Origin of the sequence: Pseudophaeobacter leonis (assembly GCF_002087335.1) — a bacterium.
In the GTDB taxonomy this organism is placed as follows: Bacteria; Pseudomonadota; Alphaproteobacteria; order Rhodobacterales; family Rhodobacteraceae; genus Pseudophaeobacter; species Pseudophaeobacter leonis.
Map to the genome: position 1 here is coordinate 20,265 of NZ_MWVJ01000024.1, position 11,202 is coordinate 31,466.

General features: G+C 57.7%; 9 protein-coding genes and 3 pseudogenes. 8 read left to right on the plus strand and 4 right to left on the minus strand.

What is annotated here, in order from left to right; all coding sequences use genetic code 11:
- Positions 1-7: 7 nt before the first annotated feature.
- Together trmFO and B4968_RS07230 are read right to left on the minus strand one after the other, a co-directional pair.
- Positions 8-1,352: pseudogene (gene trmFO, locus B4968_RS07225) on the minus strand (methylenetetrahydrofolate--tRNA-(uracil(54)-C(5))-methyltransferase (FADH(2)-oxidizing) TrmFO).
- Between the two features lie 460 nt (positions 1,353-1,812).
- A pseudogene (locus B4968_RS07230) lies at positions 1,813-2,602 on the minus strand (enoyl-CoA hydratase).
- A gap of 58 nt (positions 2,603-2,660) precedes the next feature.
- Between B4968_RS07230 and B4968_RS07235 the strand changes: the two are divergent.
- Positions 2,661-3,083: a PaaI family thioesterase gene (locus B4968_RS07235; RefSeq protein WP_083097792.1), complete on the plus strand. Its 423-nt coding sequence runs from the start codon at positions 2,661-2,663 to the stop codon at positions 3,081-3,083.
- Here B4968_RS07235 and asd read toward each other — a convergent pair.
- Positions 3,080-3,973 (minus strand): archaetidylserine decarboxylase, encoded by an 894-nt coding sequence (gene asd / locus B4968_RS07240; RefSeq protein ID WP_083097794.1) that lies wholly within the window; start codon positions 3,971-3,973, stop codon positions 3,080-3,082. The two genes, B4968_RS07235 and asd, sit on opposite strands and share 4 nt — an antisense overlap.
- Positions 3,974-4,319: 346 nt before the next feature.
- Between asd and B4968_RS07245 the strand changes: the two genes are divergently transcribed.
- The 4 genes from B4968_RS07245 (at position 4,320) to B4968_RS07260 (ending at position 7,343) form a co-directional block, all read left to right on the plus strand.
- Positions 4,320-5,102 carry a transporter substrate-binding domain-containing protein gene (locus tag B4968_RS07245; protein ID WP_083097796.1) on the plus strand — a complete coding sequence of 261 codons (783 nt, stop codon included), beginning with the start codon at positions 4,320-4,322 and terminating at the stop codon, positions 5,100-5,102.
- 127 nt (positions 5,103-5,229) lie between these two features.
- Positions 5,230-5,877, plus strand: a complete 648-nt coding sequence (locus tag B4968_RS07250) for an amino acid ABC transporter permease (RefSeq protein ID WP_083097798.1) — start codon at positions 5,230-5,232, stop codon at positions 5,875-5,877.
- Between the two features lie 18 nt (positions 5,878-5,895).
- Positions 5,896-6,552 carry an amino acid ABC transporter permease gene (locus B4968_RS07255; RefSeq protein ID WP_083097800.1) on the plus strand — a complete coding sequence of 219 codons (657 nt, stop codon included), beginning with the start codon at positions 5,896-5,898 and terminating at the stop codon, positions 6,550-6,552.
- A 17-nt stretch (positions 6,553-6,569) separates the two neighbouring features.
- Complete coding sequence (locus tag B4968_RS07260) at positions 6,570-7,343, plus strand: amino acid ABC transporter ATP-binding protein (RefSeq protein WP_083097802.1); 774 nt, start codon at positions 6,570-6,572, stop codon at positions 7,341-7,343.
- Positions 7,344-7,401: 58 nt separating this feature from the next.
- Here B4968_RS07260 and B4968_RS07265 read toward each other — a convergent pair whose 3' ends face one another.
- Positions 7,402-8,370, minus strand: a complete 969-nt coding sequence (locus B4968_RS07265) for a LysR family transcriptional regulator (RefSeq protein WP_083097804.1) — start codon at positions 8,368-8,370, stop codon at positions 7,402-7,404.
- A 165-nt stretch (positions 8,371-8,535) separates the two neighbouring features.
- Here B4968_RS07265 and B4968_RS07270 point away from each other — a divergent pair, with 165 nt between their 5' ends.
- The 3 genes and pseudogenes from B4968_RS07270 to B4968_RS07280 all read left to right on the plus strand — a co-directional run.
- Positions 8,536-9,873 (plus strand): aminotransferase family protein, encoded by a 1,338-nt coding sequence (locus B4968_RS07270; RefSeq protein WP_083097810.1) that lies wholly within the window; start codon positions 8,536-8,538, stop codon positions 9,871-9,873.
- A gap of 3 nt (positions 9,874-9,876) precedes the next feature.
- A complete protein-coding gene (gene kce / locus B4968_RS07275; RefSeq protein WP_083097806.1) occupies positions 9,877-10,803 on the plus strand; it encodes a 3,5-dioxohexanoate:acetyl-CoA acetone transferase in 927 nt (308 codons plus the stop codon).
- 39 nt (positions 10,804-10,842) lie between these two features.
- Positions 10,843-11,202, plus strand: a pseudogene (locus B4968_RS07280) (histone deacetylase family protein); the annotation flags it as partial.

Genomic DNA, 11,202 nt, shown 5'->3' on the forward strand with positions numbered 1-11,202 from the left:
AGTGCTCTCAGAAAAAGTTTTCCAGCCAGCTGGTCCAGGCCTGTTTGGCGCGATCGGTGTAAGCCTTGTAGCGATCTTTGCGGCCACGCCGTCCGCCTTTTAGACCGTCCACCGGTTGGAACAGGCCAAAGTTCACATTCATCGGCTGAAAGGTCTTGGCCTCGGCACCGCCGGTGATGTGGTGGATCAAGGCCCCCATGGCGCTGTCCTGTGGCACCTGCGGCAACTCTTGCCCCAGAATCTCTGCCGCCGCCATCCGGCCCGCCAGCAGCCCCATGGCGGCAGCTTTCGACATAGCCCTCAACACCGGTGATCTGCCCGGCAAAGCGCAGATGTGGCTTTGATTTAAGGCGCATCTCTGCGTCGAGCAATGTAGGAGAGTTCAGAAAGGTGTTGCGATGGATGCCGCCAAGTCGGGCAAAGCTGGCATTCTCCAACCCGGGGATCATCTTTAACACTTCGGTTTGGGCGCCGTATTTCATTTTGGTCTGAAAGCCGACGATGTTGAACAGGGTGCCAAGCGCGTTGTCGCGCCGCAGCTGGACCACGGCGTAGGCTTTGACGTTCGGCTGATGTGGATTGGTCAGGCCAACCGGCTTCATCGGGCCAAAGCGCAGGGTTTCGCGCCCGCGTTCGGCCATGACTTCGATCGGCAGGCAGCCGTCAAAATAGCCTGCGGTCTCGCCTTCGTGGAATTCGGTTTTCTCCGCCGCCAGCAACGCGTCGATGAAGTTCTCGTATTGCTCTGCGGTCATCGGGCAGTTGAGATAGGCGGTGCGCTCTTCTTCGGTCTCGCCCTTGTCATAGCGCGACTGCATCCAGGCCTGCGACATATCAATGCTTTCGGCATAGATGATTGGCGCAATCGCATCAAAAAACGCCAGCGCCTCAGAGCCGGTCTCTGCCTGTATGGCCTGGCCAAGTGTGCCCGAGGTCAAAGGGCCGGTGGCAAAGATCCAGTGGCCCTCTTCTGGCAGAGCGGTGATCTCTTCATAAGAGACCGAGATATTGGGATGGGCCTTTAGCCTGGCGGTTACCGTTTCGGCAAAAGGCTCGCGGTCCACCGCGAGTGCGCCACCTGCGGGCAGGCGGTGGGTTTCCGCCGCGGCCATAATCAGGCCATTTGCGGCCCGCATTTCCCAATGCAGCAACCCGACGGCGTTTTGCTCGTCATCATCCGATCGGAAGGAATTGGAGCAGACCATCTCGCCGAGATTGCCGGTCTGATGGGCAAAGGTTTCCACCTTTGGCCGCATCTCGTGGATAACCACTTTTACGCCCATGTGCGCAGCCTGCCAGGCTGCTTCGGACCCGGCCATGCCGCCGCCCACGATATGTAATGTCTCTGTCATGAGGGGCAAATAGGGCAGAGCGCGCGCTTAGGCAATATTGCAGGGGCCGGATTGTGGCAACAATTGGGCGAAAGAGGGCACAGTCAGCTTGCGCAGGTGTCCAAGTCAGGCTTTGCGGCCCAATCGCGGTAAGAGAAACAATCGTGCGGCCAGGCAAGCATTGTTTCCGGATGTAAATCAATGCGCCAAAGTCAGCGGATTTTGAGCCCAGGTTAAGCCCAGATTGAGGTCTGATTTGCGCGTGGGAGGGGCATTTGGGGCCGCTGAGCGGGAATGTCACCCGGGGAGAGAGATTCCCGGTTGGAGGGACCTTCCGCTTCAGCGGCCCAAATTGTGTCCGAGTCAGGACCTGTGTCGAAACCCGTGCCCAATCTTTGCCATTATCTTGCCTCGATTAAAAGGCCTGATAGAGAAACAATACGTGTCAAATAGTAAACAAAGCCTAAAATTTTCGACAAATTCAGGATTTTTTCCAATCGGGGGGACGTTTTTCGACAAAAGCCGCCATGCCTTCGATCGTGTCACGCTGCATCAGGTTCTCGACGATGACCGTACTGGTATAGGCATAGGCCTCCTCAATGGGCATTTGCAGCTGGGCGTAATAGGCCTCTTTTCCGACCTTGACCGCGGCACACAGTTTGGACGCGATCTTGTCTGCCAGCGCGCGGGTCTCACCCTCTAGCTGGTCTGCGGGCACGGCGCGGTTGATCAGGCCCAGATCAGCCGCCCGCGCGGCTGTCATGAAATCACCGGTGGTCAGCAGCTCAAAGGCATGGTTTGCGGGGGATATTGCGCGACAGGGCCACCATGGGGGTTGAGCAAAACAGGCCGATGTTGACGCCATTGACGCCAAAGCGGCAGTCATCAGAGGCAACGGCCAGATCACAGGAGGCCACAAGCTGACAGCCCGCAGCTGTTGCGATGCCATGAACCTGCGCGATCACCGGTTGCGGCAGGCGTTGCAGTCCCAGCATCACGGCGGTGCAGCGCGAAAACAGACCCTCGAAATAGGACTGTCCCTTGTCCCCGGCTGCGCGACCCGCAGTCATCTGTCGAATATCGTGCCCGGCGCAAAAGGCCTTACCATTGCCAGAAAGGATCACCGCCTTGATTTTGGTGTCGTCTTTCAGACTGTCAATCTGCGCTTGCAGGGCTGCCAGCATCTCGTCCGACAGCGCATTCAGCCGTTCGGGGGCATTCATCCGCAGATGTGCCACGGCGCCTGTGTCGTCACGTTCCAGAATTGCCATCTTGCTCTCCTCCAGGGTTCTGGGTGAACACTAGGCTGCAAGTGAGGAGAGGAAAAGCATGGGTTTGGCATTCGACGTGACGGGTCTTGAGACCTATATGGCCGAAATTTTCCCGCAGGTGGCAGATGATTTTGCCGTGGACGCCCTGTCGGACGCGGGCATCACCATGCGGCTGAAGGTGGCAGAGCGGCATCTGCGCCCTGGTGGTACGGTTTCGGGGCCGTCGATGTTTGCCCTGGCGGATGTCACCGTCTATGCGCTGGTTTTGTCACGCCTTGGGCGCGAGGCGCTGGCGGTCACCACCAATTGCTCGCTCGATTTTATGCGCAAACCAGAGGCGGGCAGGGACCTTGTCGCCAAGGGCCAGCTCTTGAAACTGGGGCGCAGCCTGGCCGTGGGGGACGTGCATATGTTCTCGGCCGGCTCTGACAAATTGGTGGCGCGCTCCACCATGACCTATTCGATCCCGCCAAAGGGCTAGCTGACGGCTTTTGCCAGGGGTTGTCCGACCCTCACAAGGGTTTCGCAGCCCCTGGCGCTGTTGGTGACGAGATCTGCGCTGAATTCGACCTGACCTGGCTCAAATACAACCACGACAGTGGAGCCGCCGAATTTAAAGTAGCCTTTCTCCTCCATCTTTTTTACAGCCCCAGTCGTTTTGGTGTTGATGATAGAGCCTACCCCAAAGGCCCCCACTTCGCTAAAGCAGTAGGTGCCTATTTTGTTGCTTTTTATCAGCGTATTGCAGCGCTTGTTTTCACCAAAAACATCGGGACCTGCCCCCAGTGCAATGGGGTTTACCGAATGCAGCGCTCCGGCGATCTCCTGGCACTGCTGGATCGTGCCATCTGCGGGGAAATGGTATCGGTGGTAGTCGGCCGGGCACAGCCGTACGATTGCTAAAGCCCCGCCAAGAAAACGCTCTGACAGCCCAGGCAACATCGAGGTGATCGACATGGGGTGGCCTTTTACGGGCACAAAGACATCCTCGGCCAGCTTTGGAAACACCAGCACCCGGCCATCTGCAGGTGCGACGATCTCTGCCGGATCATCCCTATAGGGACGGGCCTCCGGCTTTAGGTGCCGCGCAAAAAAGTCGTTAAAGGACCGGTAGTCTTGCGCGGGCCGCTCGGCCTCCTCCATATCGATAGAGAGCTCCTTGATAACCGAGGAGATTTTGCCGCGTGACAGCGGGCTGTCGAGCCAGAGGCCCATGAGGCGGCTCACCAGGCTGGAGCGAAACAAAAGACGCTCGATCAGGCTGGCGCTTTTGTCCTGATAGGCCCAGCGGATCAGTTTTTCACCCAGGATCACCTCGTCAAACACCACACCGGTTTCGCGATCCACCACCTGAATTGGGGTTTTTGTCATTTGATCTGCCTCGCCTGGACTACCTCTGTGTCGCCTAACAGATGGGGTCAGGCTGGCTCAAGTGCGATTTGTCGCAGCGCGGCATGTTGTGCCATATTGTGGGGCAAAATCGAAAAAAGGCGCTGCAAAGGGCCGTGTTGGGCTGAATTCCAGCCAAAACCTCAGGGATTTGTGCAAAAGGGCATCTGCACTATCGGGTATAGATCACATCAATAATTTTCATTCCTGCTATCTATTTGCCCAATGGGTTGGGCTATGCCAGCTTCGGCGCACAAATGCCGAGGGCCGGGGCTGATGCGCTGGAAATCCCTATCAGAGCAGAGTTGAACCGACAAAGGAGATCACCATGACCACGCGTAGAACACTTTTGAGAACCGCTCTTGCGGCAGGTTTTGCAATGACTGCCAGCCTCACCACCGCGAGCTTTGCGATGGCAGAGGAAATGGACACCATCAAGGAAAATGGCGTGATCCGCATTGCCATGAGCGGTGCCTACCCTCCGTTCAACTTTGTGAACGATTCCAACGAGGTTGTTGGCTTTGACCCTGCAGTTGGGGCTGAAATTGCCAAACGCATGGGGATTGAGGTCGAAATCGTGACCACCGCTTGGGATGGTATCATCGGTGGCCTTTTGGCCAATAAATATGACGCCATTGTCGGGTCGATGTCGATCACCGAAGAGCGCAAGGAAGTGGTTGATTTTGTTGGTCCCTACTATACCACCAAGCGGGCGATCTTTGCCAAACCCGGTGGCATCACATCGGCTGCCGGGCTGTCTGAGGCCAAGGTTGGTCTGACGCTGGGCGAAACCCATGAGGCCTGGGCGCGTGAGCAGGGCTATGATGTGCGGACCTACAAAGGCCTGCCAGAGCTTCTTTTGGAGCTGGAACATGGCCGGGTTGACGTGATCGTCAATGACTCGATTGCCGCAATTCTGGCGATGAAAGAAACCGGCCAGGACTATGTCATGATCACCGACTTTGAGACCGAAGAGTTCGGCGCCGGCATTGCCATCCGCAAAGGCAACCCCGAGCTGGCCGCCGCGATGCAGACCGCGCTGGACGCGATGATGGCGGATGGGACATATCTGGAGATCGCCAACAAATGGGTTGGTGGTGACATTCGCTAAACCCTTGTAAATGCAGCCTCGCCCAGTACTCCCCCTGGGCGGGGCATGTTTTTGGACGGCTCATGGCAGGCCACTGCCTGAATGCAGAGTGCTGCAGATCACAGCAATGCCGAGGAGGCAGACCACCGTGGATTATGGATTGATGCAACGGGTCTTTCCGTTCTTTCTGGAAGCGGCCTGGACCACCATAACACTATCGGTCCTGACGGCCGCATTGGGACTGGCCTGCGCCATTCTGGGCACCTCGGCGCGGCTGTCACGTTTTGCCCTGTTTCGGTTTCTGGGTGCGACTTATGTCAGCCTGTTTCGCGGCACCCCGGCACTTATCCAGCTGTTTATCCTCTACTTTGGCGGCCCGCAGATTGGCATTCAGCTGGATGCCTTTGCTGCCGGTGTCATCGGTCTGGGTGTCAATGTCGGGGCCTATATGACCGAGACCATGCGCGGAGCCATCATCGCGGTTGACCGTGGACAGGGCGAGGCCGCCCGCACCCTTGGCATGAGCCGCTGGCAAGCCATGTGCAATGTGATCCTGCCGCAGGCGATGCGCCTGATGATCCGGCCTCTTGGGGTGAACATCAATGCGCTGATAAAAAGCACTGCCCTGGTGGCCGCGATTTCAGTGGTTGAGCTGACCTACACAGCGCAGCGCTATATTGGCTCCACCTATAAACCCTTCGAGATGTTCCTGATCGCAGGTCTTCTTTACATGATCATCATTTACGTCGTCGGGCAGGGCATTTCCTGGGCCGACCGTAAAGCGCGCCTCAACTGAGCGGCGAAAGGATACCTCATGGGACTCGATTTTAGCGTCATTCCAAAATACCTCGATATCGTGTTGCTTGGCGCGCTCTGGACCATTGCGATCACTGTTTGCGCCGCCGTCGTCAGCTTCTTTGGTGGAATTTTACTGGCTGTTATCGCTCTGTTTGCCCCGGCGCTGGTCCGCTGGCCGTTTCGGGTGTTTTCCTTCCTGTTCCTGGGCACGCCCTTGCTGCTGCAGCTGTTTTTGATCTATTTTGGCCTGGTGCAGATTGGTGTCGATGTGCCGGCTTTTGTTGCCGGGGTTGTTGGGCTTGGACTGCATTTTGTGGTTTATAATTCAGACCTGTTCCAGACCAGTATCCTGGCCGTCGATAAGGGTCAGATCGAAGCTGCCCGGACGCTGGGATTGAGCCGCTGGCAGGCGCTGCGCAAGGTTGTGGTGCCGCAGGCGGTCCGCGATGTGATCCCGCCGATTGGCAACAACATGATCGCCCTGCTCAAGGATTCAGCCCTGGTGTCGGTGATTGGTGTTTCCGAGCTGACCCTGTCGGCGCAGCGCGCAATCGGCAGCACCTATCGCCCCTTTGAGTTCTATGTGCTCGTCGCCGCCATCTATTACATCATCAATCTCGTCATGGAGGCCGTTTTGCGCCGCGTCGAACGCCGCATTCAGGCCTCAAAATGACCGCGCAGGAGAACACTATGAGCCAGCAAAAGCCATTCATCGACATCCGCCATGCCAAGAAGAGTTTTGGCACGCTGGAGGTTTTGAAGGATATCAGCCTGCAGGTCGAGCGCGGCCAGATCGTGGCCATCATCGGCCCGTCCGGATCAGGCAAAAGCACGCTGTTGCGGGCGATCAATGATCTTGATCCGCTGACCGGGGGGGAGATCTGGCTGGAAGACAAACAGATCAACAAAAGCCTGCCCCATCGTCAGTATGAGAAACATATCAATGAGGTGCGGCAGGAAATTGGCATGGTGTTCCAGCACTTTAACCTGTTTCCGCATCTCAGGGTCCGTGAAAACGTTACCCTTGCGCCCAAAATGCTGAAAGGACTGTCGGATGCGGAGGCAAATGCCCTGGCCGAAGAGCAGCTGACCAAGGTCGGCATGATCGAGCGGATCGACTATTACCCCTCGCAGCTGTCGGGCGGCCAAAAGCAACGGGTTGCGATCGCGCGGGCTCTCGCGATGAAGCCCAAGGTGATGTTGTTTGACGAGGCGACCTCGGCGCTGGATCCTGAACTGGTCGAGGAGGTGAACCTGGTCATGAAGAGGCTTGCCGAAGAGCATATGACGATGATCATCGTGACCCACGAGATGGGATTTGCCGAAAGCGTGTGTGACAGGGTGCTGTTTATGGATCAGGGCGTGGTGGTCGAGGAAGGCCCACCCGAGGTGATCTTTCGCAACCCCAAAAATGAGCGCACCCAGAATTTCCTGCGCAAACATCTTGCCGGGCACAAAGCCTAACCCACCCAGCACAGTGAAGTGCAGCGCAGCACAGGGCGGGGCGCGGTTTAGACGTCGTCTATTGGTAGCTGCGCTCCTCAATCGGTGTGGCATCAATCGCCTCGATCAGCCGGTCGAGCAGGATTTGTTCGGCCCGGTTCTTTGTCGCCCGCTCACTCCAGACCAGATAGACGTCAATGGGTGGCAGATCCTCATAGGGCGGCACCTGCCACAGCTGTCCGTCGCGCACATCGCGGGCCGCCACATGAACGGGCAGGGGGCCGATGCCAAGCCCTGAGACGATCATGCGCCTGACCTCTTCCAGGTGACTGGACACGCCAGTGATTTTTTGCCCCAAAGAGGCCTGCGCGCGCATCACGGTGATCGGTTTCAGCACATCCTGCAGCCGGTCTGTTTCAAAACTCACCGAGGAATGCCCCTCCAGATCGGCAATCGTCCGGTCATCGCGGCCAAACAGAGGATGAGGCGGGCCGCAGAACAGACCAAAATACTCGCGAAAAACCCGACGGTATTCAAAGGCGGGATTGTGATCTCCCACCAGACAGATCGCAAATGACGCGCGTTTTGCGGCAACTTCTGCTATGGCTTTTGAGCTGGAAAGCACCTCTATTTTCAGGGTCGCAAGCGGGTGCGCGCTGTGAAAATCCGTCAGGGCCTGATCAATCAGCGGGCTGACCACATGGCTGGCCATGGCGATGCGGACATGCCCGCGGACATCATCCGTCATCTCGCGCATCAGGGTCGACAGGCGCAGCACCGATCCGTTGATCTCCACCGCCTCACGGTACAACAGCCGCCCCGCTTCGGTCAGCGCATAATGGCCCGGGGAGCGATTGATCAGCTTGCGCCCAACACGGTCTTCAAGCCGTTTGAGAGCGGTCGACACCGAGGGCTGCTTGAGGCGCAACTGGCTGGCGGCATCGGTGATTGAATGGCTTTCCGCCAGCACCACAAAGGTGCGCAACAGATTCCAGTCCAGCTCGCGTGCAATCCGCTCCAGGGCATAGTGGCGGTTATTCTCTCGCATAGATGCTCGCTATATCAAAAATTCCAATTATCTATTTGAACAATACTAGCCGCTCTCGCATGGTTTCCACAAGGCCGCATCCCGGCCGCCAGGATGTTTGCAACAGCGTTTGCAGGCGGGCGCCGGGGCCGCAAAGCCGGGCGTCTCAGAACTAGAAAGCCGACAATTAGCGACCTTTTTTATCAGGCGCATGGGCGCAAACCTGTTCTGGATCAGGCGCTTGGCGTCTATATGTGGGACAAGGAGGGCAAGCGCTATCTGGATGGCTCTTCGGGTGCAATGGTCTGCAATATCGGCCACTCCAATGACGGGGTTCTGACAGCGATGCGGCGGCAGATGGAGAAATCCACCTTTGGCTACCGGCTGCATTTTGAGACCGAAGCCTCGGAGCTTTTGGCGCAGAAACTGGCTGATCTAATGCCGGGGGATCTGAACAGGGTGTTCTTTGTCTCTGGTGGATCCGAGGCGGTTGAAAGCGGCCTGAAACTGGCGCGGCAATATGCACTGGCCACGGGGCAGGGAACACGCTGGAAGGTCATATCGCGCAGCCCCAGCTATCATGGCTGCCCCCTGGGGGCGCTGGCCGTGACGGGCTATACCCCGCTCAGCGCGCCGTTTGCGCCGATGATGCAGCAGATGCCAAAAGTCCCGGCGCCGCGCGCCTATCTTGACGGGCTGGACCCAGAGGCGCTGGCCACAGGCCACCACTATGCGGATATGTTAGAGGCCAAAATTCAGGCCGAAGGCCCCGACAGCGTGCTGGCCTTTATAGTCGAGCCCATTGGCGGCGCCTCAACCGGGGCTCTGGTGCCGCCGCCCGGCTATATGGAGCGGATCCGGGAGATTTGTGACCGCCATGGCATCTTGTTGATCATGGATGAGGTGATGACGGGCGCGGGCCGCACCGGCACGTTTTTAGGCTCGGATCACTGGCAGGCGCAGCCAGATATCGTGGTGATGTCCAAAGGTCTGGGTGCTGGCTATATGCCTCTGGGCGCTGTGATCGCGGATGAACGCCTGGTTGCGCCGGTGCTGGAACAAGGCGGCTTTGCCCATGGATTTACCTATGCAGGGAACCCGCTGGCCTGTGCGGCGGGGCTTGCCGTGGTCAACGAGATAGAGCTGGGCGGGTTGTGTGACAATGCCGCCGCCATGGGAGATCTGCTGTTGGCGCGTCTCAGGGCCTTGATGCAAAAATATGAGCTGATTGGTGATGTGCGGGGCATGGGACTGTTGACGGCCTTTGAGTTTATGGCCGACCGCGACAGCAAAGCGCCACTGCCCGCCGCATTGAATGCGCATCAGCGCTTTGTCGATCTCGCCTATGCGCGCGGACTGATTGTCTATTCCCGCCGCACGCGCGATGGCTCTGAGGGCGATCACATCCTGGTCTGTCCGCCGCTCATCGTGAACACCTCGCATATTGACGAGATCATTGATGGCCTTGATGCCAGTCTTGCGGCGTTCAGCCAGGACATCCACTTTGCCCTGAAAGCAGGCTGACCCATGACCAAAGTTCTGATTACCTGCGCCATTACCGGCTCTATTCACACGCCCTCGATGTCGCCCTATTTGCCAGTCACACCGGATGAGATTGCCGAACAGGCGCTGGGAGCCGCCGAGGCAGGAGCGGCAATCCTGCATCTGCATGCACGCAACCCCACGACCGGCCAGCCCTCCTGTCGCGAAGAAGATTTCATGAGCTACCTGCCCCGTTCAAAACAGGCCACAGATGCCGTTTTGAACCTCACAACCGGGGGCAGTGCCGTGATGACACTGGAGGAGCGTCTGGCCGCACCAAAGCGGGTTGAGCCTGAGATGTGCAGTCTGAATATGGGGTCTTTGAATTTTGCCCTTTATCCTGCGGCCCAAAGAGTGAGCGCGTGGAAATTCGACTGGGAAAAGCCCTTTCTGGAAGGCTCGGATGATCTGATCTTTAAGAACACGCCGCGTGACATCGCCTATATTCTGCGGGAAATGGGCGAGACGCGCGGTGCCCGGTTTGAGTTTGAGTGCTACGATGTCGGGCATCTCTATATGCTGAAGCATTTTGTCGACCGTGGCTTGGTACAGGGGCCGCTGTTTATTCAGTTTGTCTTTGGTGTTTTGGGCGGGATCGGAGCTGATCCTGAAAACCTGATGCATATGAAGGTGATCGCGGACAAGCTGTTTGGTGAGGGTTACATGTTCTCGGTTTTGGCCGCCGGGCGGCATCAGATGCCATTGGTGAGCATCGCAGCGGCCATGGGCGGCCATGTGCGTGTCGGACTGGAAGACAGTTTGATGATTTCGCGTGGCACCCTGGCAAAGAATAATGCCGAACAGGTCAGCAAAATTCGCCGCATCGTTGAGGATCTGGGGCGCGAGGTGGCGACACCCGCCGAGGCACGCGACATGCTGGGTCTCAAAGGCGGTGATCGCACCGCGATTTAGCCAGATCCGGCTGCAATAACGAAAAACAGGACAGGCACAATGAAAGCAATATTTGACAACCAGCAGGGCCAGCACGACCCCAAGCATTTTATGGCCAATGGCAAGCTTTTGCCAAATCCGGAACAGCCACAGCGCATAGACGTTCTGAAAGCAGGGGCGCTGGCTGCAGGCTGCAGCTTTGAGGCCCCTGCGGATGCAGGGCTTGGCCCGATTGCAGCGGTGCACACCGCTGAATATCTGACGTTTCTCAAAAACATCTACCGGCGCTGGCAGTATATTGAGGGGGCTGGGGATGAGGTGATCCCAAATATTCATCCCGCGCACCGCACTGATAGCTATCCAAAATCCGCCACAGGCCAGTCTGGCTACCATCAGGCGGATACCGCCTGCCCAATTGCT

What these genes read in the sequence shown, in the direction of transcription:
- B4968_RS07235 (WP_083097792.1), top strand. Translation starts at nt 2,661, where the DNA reads ATGGGTTTGGCATTCGACGTGACGGGTCTTGAGACCTATATGGCCGAA.
- asd (WP_083097794.1), bottom strand. Translation starts at nt 3,973, where the DNA reads ATGACAAAAACCCCAATTCAGGTGGTGGATCGCGAAACCGGTGTGGTG.
- B4968_RS07245 (WP_083097796.1), top strand. Translation starts at nt 4,320, where the DNA reads ATGACCACGCGTAGAACACTTTTGAGAACCGCTCTTGCGGCAGGTTTT.
- B4968_RS07255 (WP_083097800.1), top strand. Translation starts at nt 5,896, where the DNA reads ATGGGACTCGATTTTAGCGTCATTCCAAAATACCTCGATATCGTGTTG.
- B4968_RS07260 (WP_083097802.1), top strand. Translation starts at nt 6,570, where the DNA reads ATGAGCCAGCAAAAGCCATTCATCGACATCCGCCATGCCAAGAAGAGT.
- B4968_RS07265 (WP_083097804.1), bottom strand. Translation starts at nt 8,370, where the DNA reads ATGCGAGAGAATAACCGCCACTATGCCCTGGAGCGGATTGCACGCGAG.
- kce (WP_083097806.1), top strand. Translation starts at nt 9,877, where the DNA reads ATGACCAAAGTTCTGATTACCTGCGCCATTACCGGCTCTATTCACACG.